Origin of the sequence: Streptomyces sp. NPDC051684 (genome assembly GCF_044453445.1) — a bacterium.
Lineage (GTDB): Bacteria > Actinomycetota > Actinomycetes > Streptomycetales > Streptomycetaceae > Streptomyces.
Genome location: NZ_JBITCS010000008.1, coordinates 193,038 through 218,788, shown reverse-complemented (window position 1 = coordinate 218,788; position 25,751 = coordinate 193,038). Strand labels below are relative to the sequence as shown.

Annotated in this window: 25 protein-coding genes and 1 pseudogene; 10 read left to right on the top strand and 16 right to left on the bottom strand. The window is 71.1% G+C overall.

The annotated features are described in order from the left end of the window. The first annotated feature begins 198 nt into the window (after positions 1-198). Positions 199-3,033, top strand: a complete 2,835-nt coding sequence (locus tag ACIA8D_RS12840; RefSeq protein WP_399231422.1) for a penicillin acylase family protein — start codon at positions 199-201, stop codon at positions 3,031-3,033. A gap of 27 nt (positions 3,034-3,060) precedes the next feature. On the opposite strand, the gene ACIA8D_RS12835 is transcribed toward ACIA8D_RS12840, so the two are convergent. The 3 genes from ACIA8D_RS12835 to ACIA8D_RS12825 all read right to left on the bottom strand — a co-directional run bounded on the left by ACIA8D_RS12835 (position 3,061) and on the right by ACIA8D_RS12825 (position 7,115). Beyond that, positions 3,061-4,353: a serine-threonine protein kinase gene (locus ACIA8D_RS12835; RefSeq protein ID WP_399231421.1), complete on the bottom strand. Its 1,293-nt coding sequence runs from the start codon at positions 4,351-4,353 to the stop codon at positions 3,061-3,063. A gap of 101 nt (positions 4,354-4,454) precedes the next feature. Then, positions 4,455-5,780 carry an MFS transporter gene (locus tag ACIA8D_RS12830; protein ID WP_399231419.1) on the bottom strand — a complete coding sequence of 442 codons (1,326 nt, stop codon included), beginning with the start codon at positions 5,778-5,780 and terminating at the stop codon, positions 4,455-4,457. An 84-nt stretch (positions 5,781-5,864) separates the two neighbouring features. After that, positions 5,865-7,115: an exo-beta-N-acetylmuramidase NamZ domain-containing protein gene (locus ACIA8D_RS12825; RefSeq protein ID WP_399231417.1), complete on the bottom strand. Its 1,251-nt coding sequence runs from the start codon at positions 7,113-7,115 to the stop codon at positions 5,865-5,867. 163 nt (positions 7,116-7,278) lie between these two features. Here ACIA8D_RS12825 and ACIA8D_RS12820 point away from each other — a divergent pair, with 163 nt between their 5' ends. Together ACIA8D_RS12820 and ACIA8D_RS12815 are read left to right on the top strand one after the other, a co-directional pair. Beyond that, positions 7,279-8,967 (top strand): class I adenylate-forming enzyme family protein, encoded by a 1,689-nt coding sequence (locus ACIA8D_RS12820; protein ID WP_399231415.1) that lies wholly within the window; start codon positions 7,279-7,281, stop codon positions 8,965-8,967. Between the two features lie 26 nt (positions 8,968-8,993). After that, positions 8,994-9,587, top strand: coding sequence for a TetR/AcrR family transcriptional regulator (locus tag ACIA8D_RS12815; RefSeq protein ID WP_399231414.1), 594 nt, complete (start codon positions 8,994-8,996; stop codon positions 9,585-9,587). A gap of 13 nt (positions 9,588-9,600) precedes the next feature. On the opposite strand, the gene ACIA8D_RS12810 is transcribed toward ACIA8D_RS12815, so the two are convergent. Further along, positions 9,601-10,629: a phosphotransferase family protein gene (locus ACIA8D_RS12810; RefSeq protein ID WP_399231412.1), complete on the bottom strand. Its 1,029-nt coding sequence runs from the start codon at positions 10,627-10,629 to the stop codon at positions 9,601-9,603. Positions 10,630-10,830: 201 nt separating this feature from the next. Here ACIA8D_RS12810 and ACIA8D_RS12805 point away from each other — a divergent pair, with 201 nt between their 5' ends. Then, a complete protein-coding gene (locus tag ACIA8D_RS12805) occupies positions 10,831-11,766 on the top strand; it encodes an NADP-dependent oxidoreductase (RefSeq protein ID WP_399231411.1) in 936 nt (311 codons plus the stop codon). A 27-nt stretch (positions 11,767-11,793) separates the two neighbouring features. On the opposite strand, the gene ACIA8D_RS12800 is transcribed toward ACIA8D_RS12805, so the two are convergent. The 4 genes from ACIA8D_RS12800 to ACIA8D_RS12785 are packed head-to-tail and all read right to left on the bottom strand — an operon-like array spanning position 11,794 to position 13,983. Then, a complete protein-coding gene (locus ACIA8D_RS12800; RefSeq protein WP_399231409.1) occupies positions 11,794-12,120 on the bottom strand; it encodes a DUF202 domain-containing protein in 327 nt (108 codons plus the stop codon). Continuing rightward, positions 12,117-12,509 carry a YidH family protein gene (locus ACIA8D_RS12795; RefSeq protein WP_399231407.1) on the bottom strand — a complete coding sequence of 131 codons (393 nt, stop codon included), beginning with the start codon at positions 12,507-12,509 and terminating at the stop codon, positions 12,117-12,119. Before ACIA8D_RS12795 ends, ACIA8D_RS12800 begins: the two co-directional genes overlap by 4 nt. A gap of 39 nt (positions 12,510-12,548) precedes the next feature. Further along, on the bottom strand, positions 12,549-13,070 hold the full coding sequence (locus tag ACIA8D_RS12790) for an NUDIX hydrolase (RefSeq protein WP_399231405.1): 522 nt from the start codon (positions 13,068-13,070) through the stop codon (positions 12,549-12,551). 22 nt (positions 13,071-13,092) lie between these two features. Further along, the gene (locus ACIA8D_RS12785) at positions 13,093-13,983 is read right to left on the bottom strand and encodes a DMT family transporter (RefSeq protein ID WP_399231403.1); all 891 of its coding nucleotides are present in this window, start codon (positions 13,981-13,983) and stop codon (positions 13,093-13,095) included. Between the two features lie 218 nt (positions 13,984-14,201). Between ACIA8D_RS12785 and ACIA8D_RS12780 the strand changes: the two genes are divergently transcribed. The 4 genes from ACIA8D_RS12780 to ACIA8D_RS12765 all read left to right on the top strand — a co-directional run bounded on the left by ACIA8D_RS12780 (position 14,202) and on the right by ACIA8D_RS12765 (position 18,338). Continuing rightward, a complete protein-coding gene (locus ACIA8D_RS12780; protein ID WP_399231401.1) occupies positions 14,202-15,179 on the top strand; it encodes a hypothetical protein in 978 nt (325 codons plus the stop codon). Positions 15,180-15,270: 91 nt separating this feature from the next. Next, positions 15,271-16,824, top strand: coding sequence for an APC family permease (locus ACIA8D_RS12775; RefSeq protein WP_399231399.1), 1,554 nt, complete (start codon positions 15,271-15,273; stop codon positions 16,822-16,824). A gap of 259 nt (positions 16,825-17,083) precedes the next feature. Further along, positions 17,084-17,737 (top strand): molybdopterin-dependent oxidoreductase, encoded by a 654-nt coding sequence (locus ACIA8D_RS12770; protein ID WP_399231522.1) that lies wholly within the window; start codon positions 17,084-17,086, stop codon positions 17,735-17,737. Next, a complete protein-coding gene (locus ACIA8D_RS12765) occupies positions 17,721-18,338 on the top strand; it encodes a cytochrome b/b6 domain-containing protein (RefSeq protein ID WP_399231397.1) in 618 nt (205 codons plus the stop codon). Before ACIA8D_RS12770 ends, ACIA8D_RS12765 begins: the two co-directional genes overlap by 17 nt. Before the next feature lie 78 nt (positions 18,339-18,416). Here the strand turns inward: ACIA8D_RS12765 and ACIA8D_RS12760 are convergent, their stop codons facing one another. Together ACIA8D_RS12760 and ACIA8D_RS12755 are read right to left on the bottom strand one after the other, a co-directional pair. Then, on the bottom strand, positions 18,417-19,823 hold the full coding sequence (locus tag ACIA8D_RS12760; RefSeq protein ID WP_399231396.1) for a gluconate:H+ symporter: 1,407 nt from the start codon (positions 19,821-19,823) through the stop codon (positions 18,417-18,419). A 54-nt stretch (positions 19,824-19,877) separates the two neighbouring features. Beyond that, positions 19,878-20,402: a gluconokinase gene (locus ACIA8D_RS12755; protein ID WP_399231395.1), complete on the bottom strand. Its 525-nt coding sequence runs from the start codon at positions 20,400-20,402 to the stop codon at positions 19,878-19,880. A 130-nt stretch (positions 20,403-20,532) separates the two neighbouring features. Between ACIA8D_RS12755 and ACIA8D_RS12750 the strand changes: the two genes are divergently transcribed. Continuing rightward, positions 20,533-21,234, top strand: coding sequence for a FadR/GntR family transcriptional regulator (locus tag ACIA8D_RS12750; RefSeq protein ID WP_399231393.1), 702 nt, complete (start codon positions 20,533-20,535; stop codon positions 21,232-21,234). A 50-nt stretch (positions 21,235-21,284) separates the two neighbouring features. Here ACIA8D_RS12750 and ACIA8D_RS12745 read toward each other — a convergent pair whose 3' ends face one another. The 5 genes and pseudogenes from ACIA8D_RS12745 to ACIA8D_RS12725 form a co-directional block, all read right to left on the bottom strand. Continuing rightward, positions 21,285-21,665, bottom strand: coding sequence for a YchJ family protein (locus tag ACIA8D_RS12745; protein ID WP_399231391.1), 381 nt, complete (start codon positions 21,663-21,665; stop codon positions 21,285-21,287). A 41-nt stretch (positions 21,666-21,706) separates the two neighbouring features. Continuing rightward, positions 21,707-22,210, bottom strand: coding sequence for an amino acid permease (locus ACIA8D_RS12740; protein WP_399231390.1), 504 nt, complete (start codon positions 22,208-22,210; stop codon positions 21,707-21,709). Then, positions 22,180-22,296, bottom strand: coding sequence for a hypothetical protein (locus ACIA8D_RS12735; protein WP_399231520.1), 117 nt, complete (start codon positions 22,294-22,296; stop codon positions 22,180-22,182). The genes ACIA8D_RS12740 and ACIA8D_RS12735 overlap by 31 nt, the downstream gene beginning before the upstream one ends. Positions 22,297-22,329: 33 nt before the next feature. Continuing rightward, positions 22,330-23,027: pseudogene (locus tag ACIA8D_RS12730) on the bottom strand (amino acid permease). Positions 23,028-23,110: 83 nt separating this feature from the next. Beyond that, positions 23,111-23,848: a gamma-glutamyl-gamma-aminobutyrate hydrolase family protein gene (locus ACIA8D_RS12725; RefSeq protein ID WP_399231388.1), complete on the bottom strand. Its 738-nt coding sequence runs from the start codon at positions 23,846-23,848 to the stop codon at positions 23,111-23,113. 90 nt (positions 23,849-23,938) lie between these two features. Between ACIA8D_RS12725 and ACIA8D_RS12720 the strand changes: the two genes are divergently transcribed. After that, positions 23,939-24,670, top strand: coding sequence for a FadR/GntR family transcriptional regulator (locus tag ACIA8D_RS12720; RefSeq protein WP_399231386.1), 732 nt, complete (start codon positions 23,939-23,941; stop codon positions 24,668-24,670). 16 nt (positions 24,671-24,686) lie between these two features. On the opposite strand, the gene ACIA8D_RS12715 is transcribed toward ACIA8D_RS12720, so the two are convergent. Next, complete coding sequence (locus tag ACIA8D_RS12715; protein ID WP_399231384.1) at positions 24,687-25,616, bottom strand: helix-turn-helix domain-containing protein; 930 nt, start codon at positions 25,614-25,616, stop codon at positions 24,687-24,689. Positions 25,617-25,751 lie beyond the last annotated feature (135 nt).

Here is a 25,751-nt window from a genome sequence, read left to right as displayed (position 1 = left end):
AGTAGACGTATCGACACGCGATTCGGATCCCCTCGAAGGCCGGTGGATCCCATCTGATTTCGGATGGGGGCCATCATGGTTGTCTTCTGAGGCTTGGGAGTACCTGAGCGGCACCTGTGCCGATTCCGAAAACGTGACGCATGTTCATCTTCTGTCCCCGGCTAACCGTCGGTAACCTCCGGTGCCATGGGAAGCCTTATGGGAAGCCTGACGAAGAGAGTTACGGCCCTGGCGGCACTTGTGCTCACCGCCGGACTGCTCTCTCCAGCGTCGACCGCGAACGCCGCCGACGAACCCGCCCAGGAGACCGCCGCCGACTACTGCAAGGGTCAGTGCGCGGACATCCTGCCGCCCGGTGCGAACGGCAGCGCCACACTCGCCCAGATCCTCGGCAACAAATTGCTGGGCACCCAACCTCCGCATGCCGACGATCAACTCGGTCCTTATGACGCGCTGTCGTCCGGGTATCCGTCTCTCACCGACGACACACTCACGAACTTCTTCAACGATTCCTCCTTCGGCGTCAAGGATGATCAGGTCGCTTCGGTCACCCGTCCCCGCGAGGACGTCACGATCACCCGTGACAAGAAGAACGGCGTACCCCACATCAAAGGTTCCTCGCGCTACGGAACAGAATTCGGCGCCGGCTTCGCCGCAGGTCAGGACCGCCTCTGGTTGATCGACCTGTTCCGTCACATAGGCCGCGGCGAATTGACGTCGTTCGCGGGCGGCGCACTCGCGAACAAGGGGCTCGAGCAGGAGTTCTGGCCGCAGGCCCCGTACACCGAAAAGGACCTCGAACAGCAGGTCGACTACATCAAGAGCACCGGCGGGGCCCGTGGCAAGCAGGCCATGGACGACGCGCAGGCCTATATCGACGGCCTCAACGCCTATCGGGAGAAGTCGAAGAAGGGCCGCTACTTCCCCGGCGAGTACGTGCTCACCGGCAAGGTCGACGCGATCACGAACGTGGGCGAGATCCAGCCGTTCAAGGTGACCGACATGATCGCGCTGGCCTCTGTGGTCGGCGGACTCTTCGGCAACGGCGGCGGCGGGGAGGTCGACGCTGCGCTCTCGCTGCTCAAGGCGCAGGAGAAGTACGGCGTCGAGAAGGGCACCGAGGTCTGGGAGTCCTTCCGCGGCCGCGAGGACCCGGAGGCCGTCACCACGATCCACGACGGCACCCGCTTCCCGTACGGCGAGAAGCCGAAGAACGCCCGCGGGCAGGCGCTCCCCGACAAGGGCTCGGTCGAGAAGGAGCCCCTCGTCTACGACCGGCAGGGCTCGGCCGCGACGAAGTCGACGGAGGTCAAGAAGGATCCCGTCAAGGCGCCCGCCAAGCTCAAGCCCTTGCAGGGCATGAACGACGACGGGGTGCTGCCCTCCGACCTGTTCACGCGCTCGGCGTCCAAGAAGGGCATGTCGAACGCTCTCCTCGTCTCCGGCAAGCACACCGCGTCCGGCAACCCGGTCGCCGTGTTCGGCCCGCAGACCGGCTACTTCGCGCCGCAGCTGCTGATGATGCAGGAGCTCCAGGGTCCGGGCATCAGCGCGCGCGGCGTCTCCTTCGCGGGCGTCGGCATGTACGTCCAGCTCGGCCGCGGCCAGGACTACGCGTGGTCCGCGACCTCCGCGACCCAGGACATCACCGACACGTACGCGGTCCCGCTGTGCGAGGCCGACGGCTCCACGCCCACCCGGCAGTCGACCTCGTACATGTACCGCGGCACCTGCACGCCGATGGAGAAGATGGAGAAGAAGAACGCCTGGAAGCCGACGATCGCCGACTCCACGGCCGCCGGTTCCTACCGGATGCAGATCTTCCGAACGAAGTACGGGGTCGTCAGTCACCGCGCCACCGTGGACGGAAAACCCGTCGCCTACACGGCACTTCGCTCCACGTACCGCCACGAGGCCGACTCGATCCTCGGCTTCCAGATGCTGAACGACCCGTCCTACGTCACGGACGCCGCGTCGTTCCAGAAGGCGGCGCAGCACATCAACTACGCGTTCAACTGGTTCTACGCCGACTCGCGCGACATCGCGTACTACAACAGCGGCACCAACCCGGTGCGCGCCAAGGACGTCGACATGTCGCTGCCGGTGCGGGGCGAACAGGCCTATGAGTGGAAGGACTTCGACCCGGCCGACAACACGTCCGCCGAGACGCCGCCGTCCCAGCATCCGAACTCGGTCGGCCAGGACTACTACGTCTCCTGGAACAACAAGCAGGCCAAGGGCTTCTCCTCGCCCAACTTCAGCATGGGTGCGGTGCACCGGGCCGACCTGCTGAACGACCGGGTGAAGAAGCTCACCGAGCGCGGCGGGGTGACCCGGGCCGCGCTCACCCGGGCCATGGAGGAGGCCGCCGTGACCGACCTGCGCGGTGAGCAGGTGCTGCCGGAGATGCTCAAGGTCATCCGCAGCAAGCCGCTGGGCGACCTCGACAACCCGCAACTGACCAAGGCCGTCCAGCAGTTGGAGGCCTGGGAGAAGGCGGGCGCGCAGCGCAACCAGACGTCCGCGGGGTCCAAGACCTACGCCCACCCCGACGCCGTACGGATCATGGACGCCTGGTGGCCGCGGATGATCGAGGCCGAGTTCAAGCCCGGCCTCGGCGAGGACCTCTACAAGTCCCTCACCTCGCAACTGGCCGTCGACGAGGCGCCGTCCGCGGGCCACGGGCCCACCGGCTCGCACGCCGGATCGGCTTTCCAGTACGGCTGGTGGGGCTACGCCGACAAGGACCTGCGCTCCGTGCTCGGCGAACCGGTGAAGGGGAAGCTCGGCGCCACGTACTGCGGCTCCGGCGACCTCTCGGCCTGCCGGGACGTCCTCCTCGCCACGCTGGCCGAGGCCGCCGCCAAGCCGGCGACCGAGGTCTACCCCGGCGACGACACCTGCAAGGCGGGCGACCAGTGGTGCGCCGACAGCATCGGCCATCGCGCCGTCGGCGGCATCACCCACCGCAACATCCAGTGGCAGAACCGCCCCACGTACCAGCAGGTCGTGGAGTTCCCGGCGCACAGGTAGGCACAGACAGGCACAGGGGCGGGCCGCCTACGTGGTGACCCGCCCCGCGCCCAGCACCACCCGGGCCAGCTCCGCGTGGCAGATGTCGCTGTGGGCCCCCGAAGGCGGGGACCCATTGCGCACCACCTGTGCCGCGTCCACGCTCACGCAGCCCGCGCCCGGTACGCCGGCGCGCAGCACGTCGGCCAGGGTGAAGCGCACCGCGCCGTCGACGTCCTGGAAGCCGTCGTGGCCGAGCGCGCCCCAGCGTTCGCCGAGGTCGACCAGCGCCCTGTCGTCGCCCGCGAGCCGCGACGCCAGTGGGTACATCACGCTCAGCGCGGTGTCGTGCCGCGAGAAGCACGCCACCAGCGGTCCGTCCACGCGTGCCTGGCGGCCCTTCAGTGCGCCCCGGCCCGCGAACGCGTAGTGCGAGAAGGCGCCCTGAAGGAGCGTCACCGACTTGACGTTGCGGACCGAGTTCGGCATTCCGGCGAGGGCGAAGGAGACGAGTCGCGCGCCGAAGCTGTGTCCCACCAGGTGCACCCGCACCAGCGGCGCCTCCTCGGCGAGCCGGCCGAGCGCGGGACCGAGACCGGACTTGCCGACCTTGCCCGCCCTGCGCTTCATCGCGAAGTACGTCGCCTGGCGCAGCAGCTCGTGCGCGCCCTTCCACGCCTTCGCGAGCCCGCCGGGCAGCTTGAAGGCCGTCGCGGCGCCCGGCCCCGCCGCCGTCTCCAGGGCCGCCGCGAACTCCAGGCACATGGCCCTGGTGTCCTCGTGGAGCATCGCGGGCGTGCTGTGCGGGCCGTCGTCCTCCGAGGTGTCGGCGCCGGACACCGTGGGCCCGACCCCGACCAACTGCCGTACGAGACCGCCGAACTCGTCGAAGGCGGACGCCGCGTCCCGCTGCTCCTCCAGGCGCCGCGCCAGCAGGTCCACGACGGGCTCGCTGCGCGGGAACGCCTCGACGAGCCCCTGCCGGGTGCCTTTGTCGAGCGTGGTCCGCGGGATCACGGACGTGGTGGTGGCGGTGTGCTCGAAGTCCGGGATCCGTTCGTCCGTGAAGCGCATGGACGGCCACAGCACCCCCACGTAGCCGAGGGAGGCCCGGGGCGCCAGGGCGGGGAACGGTGCGAAGAAGCGGTCGTAGAGGCGGGTCGCGATGGAGCGGTCGTTGTTCCAGCCGTGCGCGAAGACCACCAGATCGCGCACCTGGGGCGCTTCGCGCAGGAGCGTGGCGAGCTGCCCGGGATCCGGATCGCCGTCGGCGTCGAACCTCAGCTCCCAGTAGGGCCTGACGTGGACTTCAGGTGCTTGGCGTGCCTTGGGTGCGGACATGGCGAACCCCCGTGGTAGGCGTCGTGCGGCAACGCGTGCCGCGCATCGTCCCGCCGTACCCGGGGGTTGGCCAGATGTTCCGTCGTCAATTGACGGACTGCTCAGGCGAGTTGGCGCTCCCGTGTCTCCGGAAGGGTCAGCACGCACAGCAGTGACACGACCGCCATGGCGCTGACGTACCAGCCCACCGACGAAGAGCCCAGCGCGCTCTGCAGCCGCGTCGCGATGAGCGGGGAGACCGCGCCGCCGAGGACGCCGCCCAGGTTGTACGCGAAGGAGGCACCGGAGTAGCGCACCTTCGCCCCGAACAGCTCCGGCAGGTACGCGCCCATCGGCCCGTACACCACACCCATGCAGAACAGGGCGCCGCCGAGCGCGAGCGCGATGAGCACCGGCTTCTCGGTGTCCATCAGCGGGAACAGGGCCAGGCCCCACACGATCGCGAGGCTGGAGCCGATGAGCACCATCTTGCGGCGGCCGCCCGCGTCGGAGCGGGTCGCCGCGAGCCAGGTGCCGGCCGCGAGGAACAGGCACGCCACGAGCGACACGGCGAGCATCGTGGAGCGCGGGACGCCGAGCGTCGTGGTGCCGTAGGCGAGGCAGTACGTCGTGGCGGTGTAGAAGAGCCCGTACGCGATGATCATGCCGCCGGCGCCGAGCAGGATCTCCTTCGGGTGGCGCTTGAAGACCTCCAACGCCGGTGCCCTGCTGGCCTCCTGCTCCGCCATCACCTTGGCGAAGACCGGGGTCTCACTGATCTTCAGCCGGACGAACAGACCGACCGCCACGAGCAGGAACGACAGCAGGAATGGGATGCGCCAGCCCCAACTCTTGAACGCCTCGTCCGAGAGGGACTCCGAGAGCAGCCAGAAGATTCCGGTGGCGGCGAAGAAGCCCACGGACGGGCCGAGTTGGGGGAACGCCGCGAACAGTCCGCGTTTGCCCTTCGGCGCGTGCTCGACCGCGAGCAGCGCCGCGCCGCCCCACTCGCCGCCGAGCCCGACGCCCTGGAGGAAGCGCAGCAGCACGAGCAGGACCGGCGCCCACAGGCCGAGGGTGCTGTACCCGGGGAGCAGGCCGACGAACGCCGTCGACAGGCCCATCAGGAGCAGCGAGGCCACCAGGACCGACTTGCGGCCGATCCGGTCGCCGAAGTGACCGAAGATCAGCGAGCCGATCGGGCGGGTCGCGAACGCGACGGCGTACGTCGAGAACGAGGCGAGGGTGGCGTTGATCGGGGTGAGGTTCGGGAAGAACGCGGCGTTCAGGACGAGCGCGGCGGCCGTTCCGTAGACGTAGAAGTCGTAGAACTCGATGGCCGTGCCGATGAAGCTGGCCACGGCCACGCGGCGCAGGCTCTCCGGTTCGGAGGCCTGCGGCGTCGTGGCCGTGGCGGCGTCTTCCCTGGTCGATTCGTCTTTGAGCACGAGCAGACTGTCGTTGTCCGTGTACGGTCCAGTCAATATCTCGGAATGCCCGTCCCGGATACCGAGATGACGGTTACTTGGCGGTCACTTGTATGCGAGGTACTTGCGCCGAACGCCCCGGAACGCGGCCAGTTCCTGCTGCCACGCCCCGACGATCTCGTCCGTGGACGCGCCCGCGTCGACCATCGTGCGCACCCGGGTCGAGCCGGTGAGCCGGTCGATCGCGTTGTCGGGCCGCCAGCCGAAGTCCTTCCAGGACTTCTTGGCCGTCACCAGCAGACCGATGCCGGTGCGCACGGGCTCGAAGGCCTCGCGGTCGTCGACGTGGATCTGGACGCCGCCGATCGTCTTGCCCTGGAACTTGGAGAACGTCGGCGCGAAGTACGCCTCCCTGAAGTGCACGCCGGGCAGCCCGAGTTCATTGGCGGCCGCCGCCCACCGCGCGTCGATGCCCTCCGCGCCGAGCAGTTCGAAGGGGCGGGTGGTGCCGCGGCCCTCGGAGAGCAGCGTGCCCTCGAACATGCAGGTGCCGGAGTAGACGAGGGCCGTGTCGGGCGTCGGCATGTTGGGGCTCGGCGGCACCCACGGCAGCCCCGACGCGTCGTAGAAGTCGCGCCGCTTCCAGCCGGACATGGTGACCGTCTCCAGCTCGACCGGGTGCTCCAGGTACTCGCCGTTGAACAGGCGGGCCAGCTCGGTGACGGTCATGCCGTGCGCCTGCGCGATCTCGCGGCGGCCCACGAAGCTCGCGAACTTCCGGTCCAGGATGGGCCCGTAGGCGTTCCGGCCGGTGACCGGGTTCGGGCGGTCGAGCACCACGAACCGCTTCCCGGCGAGCTGCGCCGCCTCCATGCAGTCGTAGAGAGTCCAGATGTACGTGTAGAAGCGCGCGCCCACGTCCTGGATGTCGAAGACGATCGTGTCGACGCCGGACTCCGTGAAGATGTCGGCGAGCGCCTGACCGCTCTTCAAGTACGTGTCGTAGACGGGGAGCTTCGTCGCCGGGTCCTCGGTCTTCCCCTCTGAACCGCCCGCCTGCGCGGTGCCGCGGAAGCCGTGCTCGGGCCCGAACACGGCCCGCAGGTCGACCTGTTCGTCTGCGTGCATCACGTCGACGATGTGCCGTACGTCGCGGGTGACCCCGGTCGGGTTGGTGACCATGCCGACCTTCTGGCCCGCGAGGACCGCGTAGCCGCTGTCCACCAGGCGCTCGAAGCCGGTGCGAAGGCGGGGACCGCCGAGGCCGGGGGCGGCGCTCGCCGTCCCGCCGCCGACGCCCAAGCCACCCGCGACGCCCGCACTCGCCGCGAGCAGCCCTCGTCTCGACACGTTCATGGGTGAACCTCCGTGATCTTGGGGACTGGCGTGGTCACGCACGCTAGTCGCGGAATCCCCCGCGCGGAACGAACCGACACCACGAAGCTCTTTCGCCACGACATACCGACTGGTTAGTCTGCCCGGCAGGCCGGAGCTTTCGGGGAGCATTCGAAGGAGACCGATGGTGCACGATTCGCAGGGACAGACCGGTTCGAGGTACGCGGCCAGGCCCTGGCTCGGCGTCCTCAAAGAGGCGCAGAAGGCCCCGGTCGACCCGGCCGCCAGCGTCGTGCACGCCTTCGCCGACGCGGTGCGCCGCGCCCCGGACCGCACGGCCCTCGCCTACTTCGACGGCCGCCTCTCGTACGCCGACGTGGACGCGCTCTCCGACTCCGTGGCCGGGCATCTCGCTGCCCGCGGCCTGGAGCGCGGCGAGCGCGTCGCGATCGTGCTGCAGAACTCGCCGCACTTCGTGCTAGCGCTGCTCGGCGCGTTCAAGGCGGGCGCGATCGTGGTCCCGGTGAACCCGATGTACAAGGCGGGGGAGGTGCGGCACGTCCTGCACGACGCCGAGGTGTCCGGGATCGTCTGCTCGGACCGGGCCTGGGAGTCGTATCTGCGCGAGTGCGCGGCCGACTCTCCCGTCCGCATCGCGCTGACCGCCTGCGAGCTGGACCTCCAGACGCGCGGCGACGAGCGGGTGCTGAACTTCGAGCGGGTCGCACCGGCGGCCTCGGACGCCGACGACCTCGTCGCGGTCGCGTACGCGGGCCACAAGGCGCCCGACACGCGCGAACTCACCGGCGACGACATTGCGTTGATCAGCTACACCTCGGGCACCAGCGGCACCCCGAAGGGCGCCACCAACCTGCACCGCAACATCACCTTCAACGCGGAGCGCCAGCGCACGGGCCTCGGCCTCCCGGAGGGCGCCGTCTACTTCGCGCTCGCGCCGCTCTTCCACATCACCGGCATGGTCTGCGAACTCGTCGCCTCTTTCGCCAACGCGGGCACGCTCGCGCTCGCCTACCGCTTCGAGCCGGGCGTCGTCCTCGACGCGTTCACCGAGCACCGGCCCGCGTACACGGTCGGTCCCTCGACGGCCTTCATGGCGCTCGGCGCGCAGCCGCAGGCGACGCGCGAGCACTTCGCGTCGTTCCACTCGATCTCCTCGGGCGGCGCGCCCGTGCCGCCCGCCCTGGTGGAGAAGTTCCGCGCCGACTTCGGCCCGTACATCCACAACGGCTACGGGCTCACCGAGTGCACCGCTCCCTGCGCGTCCGTGCCGCCGGGCGTCGAGGCGCCGGTCGACCCGGCATCGGGGACGCTCGCGGTCGGCGTGCCGGGGCCCGACGCGGTGGTCCGCATCGTCGACGACAGCGGCGCGGACGTCCCCTTCGGCGAACACGGCGAGATAGCGGTCCGCGGCCCGCAGGTCGTGCCCGGGTACTGGCGCCGCCCGGAGGCCACACAAGAGGGCTTCCCCGACGGGGAGTTGCGCACCGGCGACATCGGCTTCATGGACGAGGACGGCTGGCTGTACGTCGTCGACCGCAAGAAGGACATGATCAACGCGTCCGGGTTCAAGGTGTGGCCGCGCGAGGTCGAGGACGTCCTCTACGGCCACCCCGCCGTGCGCGAGGCGGCGGTCGTCGGCATCCCCGACGCGTACCGGGGCGAGAGCGTGAAGGCGTACGTCAGCCTCCGGCCGGGCGCCGGGGCGAGCCCCGAGGAGCTGTCCGCGTACTGCAAGGAACGCCTCGCGGCGTACAAGTACCCCCGCGAGGTGGAAGTCCTGGGCGAGCTGCCGAAGACCGCGAGTGGGAAGATCCTCCGGCGGGAACTGCGTTCCCCGTCAGTGCAAGGCTGAGAACTACGGAAAGGCAGGTGGCGGCAGTGCCCAGGACGACCGACGGCGACGGCGCGCCCGTCCCCAGACGACTCCTCGCGGCCGCCACCCGGCTGTTCGCCGACCGCGGCTACGACCGCACGTCGGTGCAGGAGATCGTGGAGGCGGCGGGCGTCACAAAGGGCGCCCTCTACCACTACTTCGGCTCGAAGGACGATCTGCTGCACGAGGTGTACGCGCGCGTGCTGCGCCTCCAGCAGGAGCGGCTCGACGCGTTCGCCGACCGGGACGAGCCGGTCGAGAAGAGGCTGCGGGACGCCGCGGCGGACGTCGTCGTCACGACCATCGACAACCTCGACGACGCCTCGATCTTCTTCCGGTCCATGCACTATCTGAGCCCGGAGAAGAACAAGCAGGTCCGGGCCGAGCGGCGCCGCTACCACGAGCGCTTCCGGGCACTGATCGAGGAGGGGCAGCGGGCCGGCGTCTTCACCACCGGGACGCCGGCCGATCTGGTGGTCGACTACCACTTCGGCTCGATCCACCACCTGTCCACGTGGTACCGCCCCGACGGGCCGCTGACCCCGCAGGAGCTGGCCGACCAGTTGGCCGACCTGCTGCTGCGGGCGCTGCGGCCGTAGGACCGGCCCCGGCTCAGCCCTCCTTGAGGGTGTTCAGGCCGTGGTCGATGAAGACCGGGACCAGCTCGCCGATGCGGTCGAAGCCCGCGCCGACGGTCTGGCCGAGCGTGTAGCGGTAGTGGATGCCCTCCAGGATCACGGCCAGCTTGAACCAGGCGAACGCCGTGTACCAGGAGATCGCCGACACGTCGCGGCCCGAGCGCTCGGCGTAGCGTTCGATCAGCTCGGCGGGGGAGGGGTGGCCGGGCGCCGAAGCGGTCGTGGAGATCGGCGAGTCCGGCATGTCGAGCTGCGCGCTGTACATCGCCAGTAGGCCCACGTCCGTGAGCGGGTCGCCGAGCGTCGACATCTCCCAGTCGAGGATCGCCTTGATCCGGTCGACCCCGTCGGGGTCCTGGCGTACGAGCACGTTGTCGAGCCGGTAGTCGCCGTGCACGATCGTCGGCGCAGGCGAGACCGGCAGCTCGCGGCCGAGCGCCGCCTGCAACTGGTCGATCCCGGCCAGCTCCCGGTTGCGGGACGCGTCCAGCTGCTTGCCCCAGCGGCGCAGCTGCCGCTCCAGGAAGCCCTCCGGCCGCCCGAAGTCGCCGAGGCCCGCGGCCGCGGGGTCCACGGCGTGCAGGTCGACCAGCGTGTCCACGAGCCCGAGCACGGCGGCCCGGGTCCGCTCGGGGCCGAGCGGGGCGAGCTGGTCGGAGGTCCGGTACGGCGTCCCGTCCACGAACTCCATGACGTAGAACGGCGCCCCGATGACGTCCTCGTCCTCACAGAGCAGCACCGGCTCGGGCACCGGCACGTTCGTCGGGTGCAGCCCCGCGATCACCCGGTGCTCGCGCTTCATGTCGTGCGCGGTCGCGAGCACGTGCCCCAGCGGCGGCCTGCGCACCACCCACTTCGTGCTGCCGTCGCTCACCTGGTACGTCAGGTTCGAGCGCCCGCCCTCGATGAGCCGCCCGGTCAGCGGCCCGGCGACCAGGCCGGGGCGCTCCCGGTCGAGATGGGCGCGCAGCCGGTCGAGGTCGAGGCCTTGGGGGTGACTCATCGCGGTCCTCCGAGAATCCGGGCAGTATGTGGGCCGTAGCCGGGCAACAGTGGCTGCCATCATGCCGACCAGTCGGTATGGCGTCCAGAGGCTCCCGGAAACGTGATCGTTCTTACGGCGCAACGGGTAGGCGCCGACGGCGACGACCCGCCCGGACCCGCTCCGCATGCCCCGGCCGGCCGCCCGTGGGAGCCTCCGGCCATGAAGGCGATCAGCTACCGCTCGTACGGCGGCCCCGAAGTCCTCGAGTACGGCGAGGTCCGCGACCCCAAGGTGGGACCCGACTCGGTCCTGGTGAAGGTGCGCGCCGCCGCCGTGAACCCCGTGGACCGGCACTGCCGCGCCGGGCACCTGGACGCGCTGCTCGACCCGGTCTTCCCGGTGATCCCCGGCTGGGACGTGTCCGGCGTGGTCGTGCAGCCCGGCGTCGCCGTCACCGAGTTCGCGCCGGGCGACGAGGTCATCGGCTACGTACGTGAGGACTTCCTGTCCCGCGGTACCTTCGCCGAGTACGTGGCCGCGCCCGTGCGCACTCTGGCCCGCAAGCCCCGCAACCTCACGTTCGAGGAGGCGGCAGGGCTGCCGCTCGCCGGGCTCACCGCGTACCAGGTGCTGACCGGTGGCCTCGAGGTGAAGGAGGGCGACGTGGTCCTCGTGCACGCGGCGGCGGGCGGCGTCGGCTCGTTCGCGGTGCAGCTCGCGCGGCACTTCGGCGCGCGCGTCATCGGCACCGCGAGCGAGCGCAACCACGAGTACGTGCGGGAACTCGGCGGGGAGCCGGTCGCCTACGGGGACGGCCTCGCCGAACGGGTCCGGGCACTGGTCCCGGAGGGCGTCGACGCGGCGTTCGACACGGTGGGCGGCGAGACGCTGCGGGTCTCGGCGGAGCTGCTGGCACCGGGCGGCCGGCTCGCGTCCATCGCCGACGGCGACGTGATCGGGCTCGGCGGCCGCTACTGCTGGGTCCGCCCGGATGCCGCCGATCTCAACCGGCTCTCGGAGCTCGCCGAGGCCGACGTGGTGACGGTGCACGTCGACGAGGCGCTGCCGCTGGAGGAGGCGGCGCGTGCCCACGAGTTGAGCGAGACGGGCCGCACGCGCGGGAAAGTCGTGGTCACGGTCGACTGGGGCGAGTGACCTCGCACCCCGAACGACCTCCCGCCCTCATGTGATGAGCACCGCCGCGCACAGCGTGATCGCCACGGTGCACAGCGCCGCGGCCGCCGCCTGCCGCCGGGTCATGACGGGCGGCGCGGCCTCGTTCCGGGCGAGCCCGGTGATCCGCTGGTGGGCGACCGCCACGAAGCCCAGCCACAGCAGCAGGCACAGCGCCGTGGCCACGAACCGCGCGGGCCCGACACCGCTGTTCAGCGTCGCCTTCACCGCGAGCACCGCGGCGACCGTGCCCGACAGCGTCGTACGCCGCCACGCGAGCCGCGTCCGGGCGGGCTGGAGACCGGGGTCGCGTACGGGAGCGTCCGCCCCGCTCACCCCTCCCACCCCACGAACACGATGACGACCATGGCCACCGAGACCAGCGCCACCACCACGCCGAGCACCGCGGGGAACTTCGACACCGGCAGGTCCTCGCCGCGCCGCATCGCCAGCTCGCAGCGCACCCAGTGCCCCACGGCCCGCAGCGAGCACAGGGCGCCCGCCCCGAGCAGCGCGAGCGCGAGTCCGACGCGCCAACCCCAGCGCAGGTCCGGCAGGAACTGGTCCACGGCGAAACCGCCACCGATCAGCGCGAGCGCCGTGCGCACCCACGCCAGGAAGGTGCGTTCGTTGGCGAGCGAGAAGCGGTAGTCGGGAGTGTCGCCCTCGTCCCTGATCCGCTCCGGGGCGAACCAGAGCCGGATACTGCGTGCAAATTCGATCACCCGCGGCACATTACCCGCGACGCTCCCGCGACCCGCGGGTCACCTGTGCGCCTTCCACCGCTCGTACGCCGCGAGCCCGTCGGGCGTCCAGTCCCACTCGCCGATCCGCCGCTCCAGCTCCTCCGGGCTCAGGAACGCGTGCCAGTCGATCTCCTCGGCCTGCGGGGACACCGGCAGGTCGAACGTGACCTCGTAGACGTACGACCACCAGGACTGCCCGGCGTCGCCCTCGTACAGGAACTTGAACAGCGGGGTGGGCCGCGGCAGTCCGCTCACCCCCAGCTCCTCCTCCGCCTCGCGCAGCGCCGCCTCGTCGTACGTCTCGCCGGCGCCGACGACCCCGCCGACGAACATGTCGTGGTGGGAGGGGAAGACGAGCTTGGTGGGGGTGCGGCGGTGCACGAAGATCTCGCCGGCCGGGTTCCTGGCGAGGATGAAGGCGCAGCGGTGGCGCAGGTGCCGGGCGTAGGCCTCGCCTCGCGGCGCCTGGCGCACGACGTGGTCGTGCTCGTCGACGATGTCGAGGATCTCCTCGGCAGGATTCACTTCAGCGGGGTTCATGAACGGCAGGCTAGGCGCGTGGCTACAGCGGGGCCCCCACCCGGTCCCGCCCGGCCGCGGCCGTCCCCGGCATCGCGGGGTGCAGCCCGAGCAGGACGACGCCCAGCACGATCCCGGCCAGGCCCACCGCCTCCCACGCGAGCGCCCCCGTGTCCATCCGCAGCCGGTCGCCCAGGAAGCCCACGCCGCACGCGATCCCGGCCAGCGGCTGCGCCGCCGTGAGTGCGGGCAGCGACATCCGCAGCGGCGCCGTCTCGAACGCGCTCTGCACCAGGACGAGCCCCGTGACCCCGAGGGCGAGCACGGCGTACGGCTGCCAGCCGGTGAACAGCTCGGGGCAGCCGCCCGCGGAGAACCGCTGACCGCTCACCCGCGTCAACGCGTCCTGCACTCCGTACAGCAGCCCCGCCGCCACCGCGAGCAGCGCCGGTCCCGCGGTCAGCCGGGAACGCTTGGCGAGGGCCGCGAGGGACAGTGCCCCGCCGACCATCACCCCGACGATCAGCCAGTGCCGCAGCGGATCGGTGACCGCGCTGCCGCCCTGCGGCTGCCCGGCGACGATGAACGCCGTGACACCGCCCGCGAGCAGCAGCAGCCCCGCCCAGCCCTGCCGGCCGAGCGGCTGTCTCGTCTGGCGGCGGGAGAGCAGCAGGGCGAAGAGGAGGTTCGTGGCGAGCAGCGGTTCGACGAGGGTCACCTCGCCGTGGCCGAGGGCCAGCGCGCCGAGCACCATCCCGCACACCATGAGGCCGATCCCGCCGAGCCAGCGCGGCACGCGCATCAGGTCGAGCAGCAGCCGGGGAGAGAGGAAGTCGCCGAGCGGGGCCCTGACCGCCGCGTTCTGCTGGAGGACGAAGCCGATGCCCAGACAGAAGGCCGCGCTCACGGCGAGGACGAGGACGAGAACGGACACCCTGTCGACGATAGCGGCCCGCGCGGCCACCCGCGCGCGAGTGAGCGGGCGGCGTCCGTTCCGCGGCCGAACTCACCAGCCCTTTCCGTCAGTTGGTGAGGTGCGTCACCGGCCTCCCTTGACGCGGACACCTCCGTACCGGTTTGCTGTGCCTGATCGATCATCGACCCTCTCGCCCATCTCATCCACATCTGAACAGTCGTAAGGACCCCGCCGCGGTGCCCCCACCCCCGCCTCCGCTAGGGCGCTCCCGCAAGAAGCCCGCGCACACCCCTCCCTTCGGCGACCCCGCACTCGACGACGCCGAACTCGTCGCGGCCCGCTCCGCCCTGGCCCGGGGCCGCTGGACCGAGGCCAGATCCCTGCTCCGCGCCACCGGCACCGACTGGGACCTGCGCGGTCACCGGATGCTCGGCCTCGCGGGCGAACCCACCGCGCGGGTCTGGGCCCGCGACTGGCTGCTCGCCGAACCCGACTCCACCGACGCCGTCGTCCTGCTCGCCTGCGCGGGCGTACTGCGCGCTGTCGAGGGCCGCGGCCGCCCCGAGAAGGTGCGCGCGGCCTGCGCGCAGGCGGCCGAGCTCGTGCCCGACGATCCGACCCCGCTGCTCGGACTCATGCTTCTGGAGCGGGAGTTGGGGAGCGAGGAGGATGTCGTGCGGCTCTTCGACGAGGTGCGCCTGCGACATCCCGGCCACCACCACGCGCACCATCTGATGGTCGCGCGGCTCGCCGAGCGGCGCGCCGACGTCGGACAGGACCCGCTGCACGAGGTCTACGACTTCGCGTCCTGGGCCTGTGAACAGGCCCCGCCGGACTCGCCGTTGGCGGTCCTTCCGGTGGTCGCGCACGCCGAGCGCTACCGGGTTCTCGCGCGCGCCGGTGTGCTGTCCGACGACCCGAAGGCGTCCGGGCACTGGACGGGGCGGCGCGCCCGGCTCGTCCTGAAGGCCGCGTTCGACTGGTGGCTGGAGTGGGGCGCCGCGCGTGAACGGCCCGGTGCGCCGCACCCGCGCGGCCGCGTCGACCTCAACTACCTGGCGCACGCGAAGTACTGCGAGGGTCGCCCCGCCGAGGCCGCCGCCCTGTTCCACCGCATCGGCCGGCACAGCACACCGCACCCCTGGTCGTACCCGGACCGGGACCCGTACGAAGCGTTCCGGATCGCGCGGGGCGCCGCGCTCGGCTCGGCGTAGCGCACGAACGCGGAACGCACCCCCAGGCCCCCACCTCAACCTCCCCTCAAACTCACCTCACTTCACCGCACGAAGGAAGGGACGTCACCCCATGAGCGCGAGCGAGCGACCGCCCGAGGCCGCGGCGGATCCGGCCATTCACACGTATCTGGGCGAGACGAGCGCGTTGCGCGCCGGGCGGCTCGGTACGGCTGGGCTGCTGCTCTCCGTGCTCGCCGCGACGGGGCCGCTGCTCGTCGTCGCGGGCGTCATGCCGACGACGTTCGCGGTGATGGGGGTGGTCGGCCAGCCGCTGCTCTTCCTCGTGCTCGGCGTCGTGCTCGCCCTCTTCAGCGTCGGCTACGCGGAGTTGAGCCGGCACGTGCACAACGCGGGCGCGTTCTACGCGTACATCGCCCGCGGCCTCGGCCCGACGGCCGGCGCCGCGGCGGCCCTCGTCGCGCTCGTCGCCTACAGCTCGCTCCAGGTCGGCATCTTCGGCCTGTTCGGCTACGAGGTCGCGGGCCTCGCCGAGCAGTATCTGAACCTCGAACTCGCCTGGTGGATACCGGCGTTGATCGCCGTGCTCGCCGTCGGCGCGCTCGGCCTGCTGAAGATCGACGTCAACGCGAAGGTCCTCGGCGTGCTGCTCCTCATCGAGGTCGCCGTCGTGGTCGTCTTCGACATCGCGGCCATCGGCGACCCCGGCGCCCAGGGACTGTCCCTGCACGCCTTCAACCCGGAGACGCTCTCGGGCGTCGGGCTCGGCACGGCGCTGTGCTTCTGCATCGCCGCGTTCACCGGCTTCGAGCAGGCGCCGGTGTACGCGGAGGAGACCAGCAGGCCGCACGTCCTGGTGCCGCGCGTGATGTACCTCGCCGTCGGCGGCGTCGCCCTGTTCTTCGCGTTCAGCTCGTGGGCGATGACGGTGGCGACAGGGCCCTCCGGCATCGTCGGCGCGGCCCGCAAGCAGTCGGCGGGCCTGCTCTTCGGCCTCACCGAGGACCGCCTCGGCGGCGCGTTCACGGACGTCGTCCATGTCCTGTTCGTGACGGGCATGTTCGCGGCGCTGCTCAGCTTCCACAACGTGGTGGCGCGGTACGCCTTCGCGATGGGCCGCGAGGGGCTGCTGCCCGCCGGGTTCGGGCGGACGAACACGGCGACCGGCGCGCCCGGCAAGGGCTCGGTGCTGCAATCGGTGATCGCGCTGATCGCGGTCGCCGGCTTCGCGATCGCCGACGACGGACCGTTCGGCGACCCGACGGCGCCGGTGCTGCACCTGTTCACCTGGGGCGGCAACGTGGGCGCGCTCGGCGTCATCGTCCTCATGGCCACGGCGTCCCTCGCCGTCATCGTGTTCTTCGCGCGCCGCGGGGCCGCGGCGGCGCAGGCCTGGCGCCTGACGGCGTCCGCGGTGGCGGGCCTGGCCCTCCTCGTGATCGCCGTCTACACGATCAAGGACTTCGACGTCCTGGTCGGCTCGGGCCCCGACTCCGCGCTCAACTGGATCCTCCCCGGCATCATCGTCCTGGCCGCGCTGGCGGGCGCGGTGCACGGCGTGCTCCTCCGCAACAAGAACCCCCAGTCCCACGCCCGCATCGGCCTGGGCAACGAGGCCTTTCAACTGGATCAACGGGCGGGCAAATCAAGCCCCTGCGGCGATTGAGCAGTGGGGTCCGGGGCAGAGCCCCGATCTTTTGAAGCCCCGTCGGCGATTGAGGCGCGGGATCCGGAGCAGAGCCCCAAATCAAGCCCCGCCGGCGATTGAGGCGCGGGGTCCGGGGCGGAGCCCCGCGACCGCGACCACAAGTGACGAAACCCTGACGGGGGGCCGGAACCCCTGGATCCCGGCCCCCCGTGGTGCTGCAATCAGAAACGTGACACCGAACCAAGGCCCCCCGGTGGGCCGCCGCCTGGTCCTCGGAATGCTGGGCGCCGGCGCCCTGACCGTCGCCGCGGCCCCCACCCTCCAGCACGCCCTGGAAGGCATCGCTCAGAAGGACCCCACCGGCCTCACGGGCGTCCTGCCCAACGGCGGCGGCTTCCGCTACTACTCGGTCGCCGCCTCCGTACCCCACAAGAGCGCGGAGACCTACCGCCTCACCGTCGACGGCCTGGTCGCACACCCGTCGACGTACACGCTCCCCGAACTGAGGGCGCTGCCGCAGACCCGCCTCGTCCGTGACGTCCAGTGCGTCACGGGCTGGCGGGTCCCGCACACGCCCTTCGAAGGCGTACGGCTCTCGCGGATCCTGGACGCCGCGGGGGTGCGCCCCACCGCGAAAGCCGTACGCCTCACCTGCTTCGACGGCACGTACAGCGAGAGCCTCACGCTGCGCCAGGCGCGCCGCGCCGACGTCCTGGTGGCGCTGCGCATGCGGGACAAGGACCTCACGCACGCGCACGGCGGCCCGGTCCGCCTCTACGCGGCGCCCATGTACTTCTACAAGTCGGCCAAGTGGCTCTCCGGGATCACCGTCACCGACGACGTACAGCCGGGTTACTGGGAGGAGCGCGGCTACGACATCGACGCCTGGGTCGGCCGCTCGAACGGACGCGACGATGAGCCCACGAACTGAGCGACTCACCGCGACCGTTCGCCGGTTCACGCGCGCCGAACGCCGGGTGCACCGCGCCACGGCCGCCTTGATGGGCGTGTGCGTCGCGACGGCCGCCTGCCTCTACGTACCGCAGCTCGCCGAACTCGTGGGCCGCCGCGCCCTCGTGGTGACGCTCCACGAATGGTCGGGCCTCCTGTTGCCTGTGCCCTTCCTCCTCGGCCTGGTCTCCCGGGCCTTCCGCGCCGACCTGACCCGCCTCAACCGCTTCGCCCCGTACGACAGGGCCTGGCTGAGCGCGGCTCTGCGCCGGCGCCCCGGCCACCGCCCCGCGGGCAAGTTCAACGCCGGGCAGAAGCTGTGGGCGGCCTGGCTCGCGGGAGCTGTCCTCGTGATGCTCGGCACGGGCCTGCTCATGTGGTTCACGCACCTCGCCCCGCTCGCCGTGCGCACCGGCAGCACCTTCGTGCACGACTGGCTGGCGCTCGCCCTCGGCATCGTGCTCGCCGGGCACATCGGCATGGCGGTCGGCGACCCCGAGGCGCGCCGCGGGCTGCGGACCGGCTTCGTGGACCGGGACTGGGCCGCGCGGGAACACGGCGAGTGGCTCGACGCACCCTGAACACACGACGAGGGCGCCCCGCCGAACGGCGGGGGCGCCCTCATGACCAGTCGTCGACCGGTCCTCGGCTAGCCTCGGCTAGATCACCAAGGACAGCAGCAGCACCAGCGCGCCGGCGACCACGGAGATGATCGTCTCCATGAGCGACCAGGTCTTCACGGTCTGGCCGACGCTGAGCCCGAAGTACTCCTTGACCAGCCAGAAACCGGCGTCGTTGACGTGGCTGAAGAACAGCGAACCCGCGCCGATGACCAGGACGAGCAGCGCCGTGTGCGTGTCGCTCATGTGGGCCGCGAGGGGCGCGACCAGACCGGCGGCGGAGACCGTGGCGACCGTCGCCGAACCCGTGGCGACGCGGATGACGACCGCGATGAGCCAGGCGAGCAGCAGCGTCGGGAGCCCCCAGTCCTTGGAGATCTCCATGATCATCTCGCCGACGCCGGAGTCGACCAGGGTGCCCTTGAAGCCACCGCCCGCGCCCACGATCAGCAGCACGCCGGCGATCGGGCCGAGGGACTTCTCGGTGGTCGAGAGGATCTTGCCCTTGGTGAAGCCGGCCGGGCGGCCGAGGGTGAACATGGCGACGACGACGGCGAAGAGCAGCGCGATCATCGGGTTGCCGACCACGTCGAACACGCGCTGGACGGTGGCGTCCGGGTTGTCCACGATGACGTCGACCAGGGCCTTGGACAGCATCATCGCGACGGGCAGCAGGATCGTCGAGACGGCGGCACCGAAGCTCGGACGCTTCTCCAGCTCGTCGGAGGCGCGCGACGGGATCATCTTCTCGGGGGCCGGGACGTCGACCCACTTGGCCGCGTACTTCGAGAAGACCGGGCCGGCGATGATCACCGTCGGGATGGCGACGAGGATGCCGAGCGCGAGCGTGAGCCCGAGGTTGGCGTCGACCGCGTCGATCGCGACGAGCGGGCCGGGGTGCGGCGGGATCAGACCGTGCATGACGGACAGGCCCGCCAGGGCCGGGATGCCGATCCGCATCAGCGAGTAGTTGCCGCGCTTGGCGACCATCAGGACGACGGGGATCAGCAGGACGATGCCGACCTCGAAGAAGAGCGGCAGGCCGATCACGGCCGCGATGAGCACCATGGCCCACGGCATGGCCCTGCCGCCGGACTTGCCGGCCTTGGCGAGGATCGTGTCGACGATCTGGTCGGCGCCGCCGGAGTCGGCGAGCAGCTTGCCGAGGATCGCGCCGAGCGCGATCAGCACGCCGACACCGGCGACGGTGTCGCCGAGCCCGCCGCTGAAGCTTTCGATCACCTTGTCCAGCGGGGCCCCGGCGAACGCGCCGAGCGCGAGCGAGCCGATGGTCAGCGCCAGGAAGGCGTGCATCTTGAACTTGGTGATGAGCAGGACGATGACGGCGATGCCCGCGAGCACGGCGATCCCGAGCTGGGCATGGCCCGCGGACGTGATCGGCTCGACGGTGTCCGCTGCCAGCATCTCGACGCTGAGTCTGGTCACGGTCTAATCCCTAGAACGAGTGGGGGGACGGGGGAGAACTTGCCGGTGTGGGGGTTACGGGGTAGCGGCGGGGGAGTCGAGCCCGGCCAGGGCCGCGACGGCCCGGTCCGCGATCTCCTCCGGCGATCCCGCGACATCGACGGCCACGCCCGCCTCGTCCGCCGCGAGCGGCTGGAGCGTGGCGAACTGCGAGTCGAGCAGCGAGGTGGGCATGAAGTGCCCCTCCCGATGCCCCATGCGGTCCTCGATCAGCTCGCGCGAGCCGGTGAGGTGGACGAAGACGGCGTCGGGGGCCTCGGCCCGCAGGCGGTCGCGGTAGCTGCGCTTGAGGGCGGAGCTGGAGACCACCCCGCCGAGTCCCGCACGGCCGTGTGCCCAGCGGCCGATGGCATCGAGCCAGGGCCAGCGGTCCTCGTCCGTCAGGGGCGTGCCGGCCGACATCTTCTCGATGTTGGCCTCGGGGTGGAAGTCGTCGCCCTCGGCGTACGGAACGCCGAGCCGTTCGGCGAGCAGGGGACCGATCGTTGTCTTGCCGGTTCCTGCGACGCCCATGACCACGACGACGTGGGGGGTGCTCATCGGGTACTGCCTCGCTTCGCTGTCTTCGTCGACATCGCTGTGACACCACACTGAAACCCAATAGGTCTGATTAATTCAAGAGGGTGTGACGTAAAAGTCAGACCATTGGACTCGGGGCTAGGGTTGTCCCATGACCACAATGGGCCGGGGCCTGCATGCCCGCGTACTGGAAAGCCTCGGTCCCGCGATCACGGCGGGCGAGTACCCGGCGGGCAGCGTGCTGCGCACGGATGAACTCGCCCAGCGCTTCGAGGTGTCCCGTTCGGTCATGCGGGAGGCGGTGCGCGTCCTGGAGTCGATGCACCTCGTGGCCTCGCGACGCCGGGTCGGCGTGACGGTGCGGCCCGCCGAGGAGTGGAACGTCTACGACCCGCAGGTCATCCGCTGGCGCCTGGCGGGCGCCGACCGCCCGCGCCAGCTGCGCTCGCTCACGGTGCTGCGCTCGGCGGTCGAGCCGGTCGCCGCTGGTCTGGCGGCGCGCAGCGCGAGCGCGGAGCAGTGCGCGGCGCTGACCGAGTGCGCGCTCGGCATGGTGGCGACGTCACGCGGCCAGCAGTTGGAGGCGTATCTCGGTCACGACGTCGAGTTCCACCGGATCGTCCTCAACGCATCGGGCAACGAGATGTTCGCCCACCTGGGTGACCTGGTGGCGGAGGTCCTCGCGGGCCGCACCCACCACCAGGTCATGTTCGAGGACCCGGACCCGGCGGCGGTCAGCCTGCACGTCAAGGTCGCGGAGGCGATACGGGAGCGGGACGCGGAGCGCGCGGAGGAACTCACGCGCGAGATCGCGGTGGGCGCGCTCCACGAGCTGGACATCCTGGCGCCCTGAACTCCGCTCCCTGAACTCCGCTCCCTGAACTCCCTTACCGGGCCTCGGAGTTACTCGATGAAGTCGCCGTCGACGTACACCCACGCCCCGCCCACCCGGGAGAACCGGCTGCGTTCGTGCAGCTCGCCGCCCTGGTAGCGGGCGCGGAAGGTGACGGTGCCCTGTTGGTGGAACGCCGAGCCGTCGGTCGCCTCGACGATCTCCAGGCCCGTCCACTTCGGCGCGTCGGTGAAGTCGATGCCGGGCGGCCGGGTGTCGGGGTGCCAGGTGCGCAGCAGGTACGCCGCGTCCTGCCGGACGAACGCGGCGTACCGGGAGCGCATCAGGGCCTCGGCGGAGGGGGCGGCGGCGCTGCCCGAGTGGTAGCGGCCGCAGCACTCCTCGTACGCGGCGGGGAGCCCGCAGGGGCAGGTGGGGGAGGTGCGAGACATGGGCTCATTCTGCCTCGTGGCGCCCCCACCGCCCGACCCGGCTACGTCCCGGAAGGTGCGGGCTTGGGGAAGAGGAACGAGAACCCGGCCAACGCCACCGTCAGCAGCAGCGCCCCCAGCGCGTCCACCCGCGAGTCCGGCAGCACGATCAGCGAGACGAACATCGCGCCGACCGCGAGCAGCACGGCCCAGCTCAGCCAGGGGAACAGCCACATCCCGGTCCCCGGTTCGGGCAGCTGCCCCGCCCTCCGGGACCGGCGGCCCAGCACGATCTGCGCCCCGGCCACACTCATCCACGTGACGAACATCGTGTCGCCCGCCATGCTCACCAGCCGGTCGAACGCCGTGGTGGGGTGCACGACTTGGAGCAGTACGCAGCACACGGCCAGCGCCACGGTGAACAGGATCGCGTTGCGCGGCGCCGACGTCCGGGACACCCGGCCGAGTGCCGCGGGGGCGTCCCGGTCCCGGGAGAGTGCGAAGAGCATCCGCGAACTCGCGTACACCTGCGAGTTCATGGTGGACACCGTCGCGGCGAAGAGCACGATCTGCAGCCCCGGATCGCGCGCGCCGGGTCCTTCGTCTCGCCGGCCGCGATGGTCACGATCTCGGTTCCGGAGAAGGAGAACATCGCCCCGGTCATGGCTAGGGCCTGTCGTTTGGATCAGGCCGGGCTCGCGGGGCCTGGCACGCACGCTCGCGGCGTTGTCGTCGGTCGACGACGCTCCGCGTCGCCTCCCTCCTCCGCCTTGCGATCGCACGCACCAGGCCCCGCTCCCTGATCCGGCCTGATCCAAACGACAAGCCCTAGCAGCACCCCGGCCATCCCGTGCGGCAGGAAGCCGCCGTGCCCGAGCAGGTTGGCGGTTCCCGGCGCCTCGGTGCCCGGCAGCAGGCCGCCCACCGCGACGAGCCCGATCCCGATGAAGGCCACGATCACCGCGACCTTCAGCCACACCACCCAGAACTCCATCTCCCCGTACGCCCGCACCGAGGTCGGATTGACCACGGTGACGAGGGCGACGAGCACAAGTGCCGCCACCCACACGGGAATCGACGGCAGCCAGCCGTGCACGATGGTGCCGGAGGCGATGGCGTCGATCGCGAGCCCCAGCGGCCAGCCCACCCAGTACATCCAGCCGCCCGCGAAACCGGCCCAGCGCCCGAACGCGAGCCGCGCGTACACGGCGAACGCCCCGTGTCGGGCCTGGCCACCGCGAGCTCCGCGAGCATCCGCATGATCAGGACGACGATCAGCGAGGTCAGCGCGTACGTCAGCAGGATGCCGGGCCCCGCCTGCCGGATCCCGGCGCCGGAGCCGACGAACAGGCCCGCGCCGATCGCCCCGCCGATGCTGATCATCGTCATGTGCCGGCTGTGCAGGCCCTGGGCCAGGCCGCCGGTACGGGTGCCCGCCGAGCTGTCGAGCCCGGGGCGCCCGTCGGTCAGCACGCGATCTCCGCCGGCGCCGCCGCCCGGCTCAGCGCCTCGAACAGCGGGGCCCGCAGGGCCGGTTCGGGGACCTCGGCCTCGGGGTGCCACTGCACGGCGACGGTCCAGGTGTCGTCCGTGCCTTCGAGCCCCTCCACGCAGCCGTCGGCCGCCCGCGCCGTGACCCGCAGCCCCGCGCCGACCCGGTCGACGGCCTGATGGTGGCCGGAGGCGATCGGCAGCGCTTCCTTGCCGAAGGCCTGCGCGCTCCGGCTGTCCGGCTCCAGGACCACGTCGTGCAGCGCCCAGTCCTCCCCGGTCTCCGCGGGCGGGTCGTGCACCACGGGCCCGGGGGCCAGGTCGACGTGCAGGGTGCCGCCGCGGACGACGTTGAGCAGTTGCAGGCCGCGGCAGATGCCGAGCAGCGGGAGCCGGGCGTCGAGCGCGTGCCGCAGCACGGCCAGGTCGAGCAGGTCCTGCTCCTGGTTGACGTCGTACAGGGCGGGGTGGTCGGCGGGCCCGCCGTACAGGGCGGGGTCCACGTCGCCGCCGCCGGGGACGACGAAGCCGTCGCACCCGTCCAACGGGTCGCCGGGCGCCAGGAGTTGAGGGCGGGCTCCCGAGGTCCGTACGAGGTCCACGACGGCGTCGAAGACGCGGGCCGCCCCGGCCACACGCGGATCGGTGTCGGGGGCGTCGATGGCGCTCAACCGGACAGGTATGCCGATCACGGGCACACGGGTGCTGCTCATAAGCTCTCCGCGAGGATTGAGAAGATCACAGAAGACGATGCAGTGAAATCTAGAGGTTAGAGTTCATGGAAGGCAAGGGTGTAGTGGCCGATGGATGACAACGACTGGGGCACGCACATCCGCCCCGTGCGCGCGGGCGGCGCGGCCGAGGCCATCGCGCGGCGCCTCAGTGAGCTGATCGGGGCGCGGATGCTGGTCGCGGGCGACCGCTTCCCGTCCGAGAAGGCGCTGGCCGAGATGTTCGGCGTCGCCCCGATGACGGTGCGCCACTCCATGGCCGTGCTGCGCTCGGAGGGCCTTGTCGAGACGCGGCGGGGCTACAAGGGGGGCACGTACGTCACCGGGGACGTGCTGAACCGTGTGAAGGAACTCGTCGGCCTGCACCCCTACACCGTGGCGGAGATCGAGGAGCTGACGGCGTGGCGGCAGGCGATCTCCGGTGAGGCCTCCGCGCGCGCGGCCCGCCGCTCCGATGCCGACGCGCACGCGCGGCTGCGGGAACTGTCCGACCGCACCCACGAGTTGCTCTCCGAGGCGGACGCCTATCGCACCGCCGACGCGGCGTTCCACCTGTGCATCGCCGAAATGTCCGGCTCCCGGCGCCTGTTGGAGGCCGAGCAGGGCATCCAGGACGAGCTGACCCGGCTCCTGGCCACCCACCCCGGCGCCGCCGAGGCCCGCTCCACCCCCGGCGAGCTGCACGATCCGCTGACCCGGGCGATCGTCGAGGGCAACGAGGCGCGGGCCCGCGAGGAGTTCCGCATCCACGCGCAGGCCACGGCGGACATGTGCCTGATCTTCACGTCGGAGGGCGAGGGCTGAGCCCCGGGAGGCCGGCTCAGACCTGTTCCGCCCGGAACGCCGCCGGTGTCGCGCCCGTGTGCTGCTGGAAGAACTTGGAGAAGTTCGCCGAGTCCGCGAAGCCGACCGCGACGCCGATCCGGCCGACCGGCAACTCCGTGTGCGCGAGCATCCGTTTGGCCTCAAGGATCACCCGCCGGTCGATGAAGGCCTTCGGGGTGAGGCCCGTCGCGGCGCGCACCGCACGGACGAGCGTGCGGCGCGAGTAGCCCAGTTCGTCGGCGTACGCGCTGACGCTGTGGTTGGACGTGAACCCCTGCTCGACCGCCGTACGGAACCGGGTGAACGTCGTGTCCTGCTGCGGCGTCCCGTCGTCCTCCGCCACGGCCTGCGCCGACACATGCGCCACCCGCAGCATCAGGGCGGTGAGGGCGTGCCGCAGCACCGAGGTGTGCAGGCTCAGCGGCAGCGTCGTCGTGTCCAGGTACTCGCGCCGTAGTTGCGCCAACGAGGCATCGATCGCGGCGAGTTGCTCCGGGTCGGGGTGGAGCAGCGGCGGCCGGTCGTAGCGGTAGAGCCCGGTCGCCTCGACGATCGCGCGGGGGAGGAATCCCGGCTGCATGGTCAGGGCGGTGCCGACGTACGCGTCCCGCGTCGAGAACCCGTGCACCTGGCCCGGCCGGATCCACAGGATGTCCCCGGCCCCCACCTCGTACTCGGTGAAGTCGATCATGTGGCGGACCGGACCCTCGCGGAAGAAGAGCAGCACGTGGAAGTCGATGCGGTGCACGCGCCGCGACAGGCCGACGCCGCCCGCCCACGGGCCCTCGGAACCCATCGGTCCGACCTGGATCCCGACGCCGGACAGGCTCGCGCTCGGGTCGAACGGATAGGTCCGGATCTGCGCTCGATTTTCAGTGGCCGCCCGCAGATGTGCGCTCGTCTGTGAGGGGTCCTGCTCCGTCATCCACTTTCCTCGGGGTCGACTCCGCTGGGTGTCCCATTTTCACCGAACGCTGGCACGGGGGCACCTGTCGAGCCAAAAGTATGACCTTTACATTCGTAGGTGGTTCGACCTGGGACTTTGGTCCTGGTCGGGCGG

Coding starts and splice junctions, on each gene's coding strand:
- ACIA8D_RS12840 (WP_399231422.1), top strand. CDS start 199: ATGGGAAGCCTGACGAAGAGAGTTACGGCCCTGGCGGCACTTGTGCTC.
- ACIA8D_RS12775 (WP_399231399.1), top strand. CDS start 15,271: ATGAGCGCGAGCGAGCGACCGCCCGAGGCCGCGGCGGATCCGGCCATT.
- ACIA8D_RS12725 (WP_399231388.1), bottom strand. CDS start 23,848: ATGAGCAGCACCCGTGTGCCCGTGATCGGCATACCTGTCCGGTTGAGC.
- ACIA8D_RS12805 (WP_399231411.1), top strand. CDS start 10,831: ATGAAGGCGATCAGCTACCGCTCGTACGGCGGCCCCGAAGTCCTCGAG.
- ACIA8D_RS12790 (WP_399231405.1), bottom strand. CDS start 13,070: ATGAACCCCGCTGAAGTGAATCCTGCCGAGGAGATCCTCGACATCGTC.
- ACIA8D_RS12715 (WP_399231384.1), bottom strand. CDS start 25,616: ATGACGGAGCAGGACCCCTCACAGACGAGCGCACATCTGCGGGCGGCC.
- ACIA8D_RS12825 (WP_399231417.1), bottom strand. CDS start 7,115: ATGAACGTGTCGAGACGAGGGCTGCTCGCGGCGAGTGCGGGCGTCGCG.
- ACIA8D_RS12745 (WP_399231391.1), bottom strand. CDS start 21,665: ATGTCTCGCACCTCCCCCACCTGCCCCTGCGGGCTCCCCGCCGCGTAC.
- ACIA8D_RS12735 (WP_399231520.1), bottom strand. CDS start 22,296: ATGTTCTCCTTCTCCGGAACCGAGATCGTGACCATCGCGGCCGGCGAG.
- ACIA8D_RS12810 (WP_399231412.1), bottom strand. CDS start 10,629: ATGAGTCACCCCCAAGGCCTCGACCTCGACCGGCTGCGCGCCCATCTC.
- ACIA8D_RS12765 (WP_399231397.1), top strand. CDS start 17,721: ATGAGCCCACGAACTGAGCGACTCACCGCGACCGTTCGCCGGTTCACG.
- ACIA8D_RS12820 (WP_399231415.1), top strand. CDS start 7,279: ATGGTGCACGATTCGCAGGGACAGACCGGTTCGAGGTACGCGGCCAGG.
- ACIA8D_RS12770 (WP_399231522.1), top strand. CDS start 17,084: ATGCTGGGCGCCGGCGCCCTGACCGTCGCCGCGGCCCCCACCCTCCAG.
- ACIA8D_RS12750 (WP_399231393.1), top strand. CDS start 20,533: ATGACCACAATGGGCCGGGGCCTGCATGCCCGCGTACTGGAAAGCCTC.
- ACIA8D_RS12835 (WP_399231421.1), bottom strand. CDS start 4,353: ATGTCCGCACCCAAGGCACGCCAAGCACCTGAAGTCCACGTCAGGCCC.
- ACIA8D_RS12720 (WP_399231386.1), top strand. CDS start 23,939: ATGGATGACAACGACTGGGGCACGCACATCCGCCCCGTGCGCGCGGGC.
- ACIA8D_RS12755 (WP_399231395.1), bottom strand. CDS start 20,402: ATGAGCACCCCCCACGTCGTCGTGGTCATGGGCGTCGCAGGAACCGGC.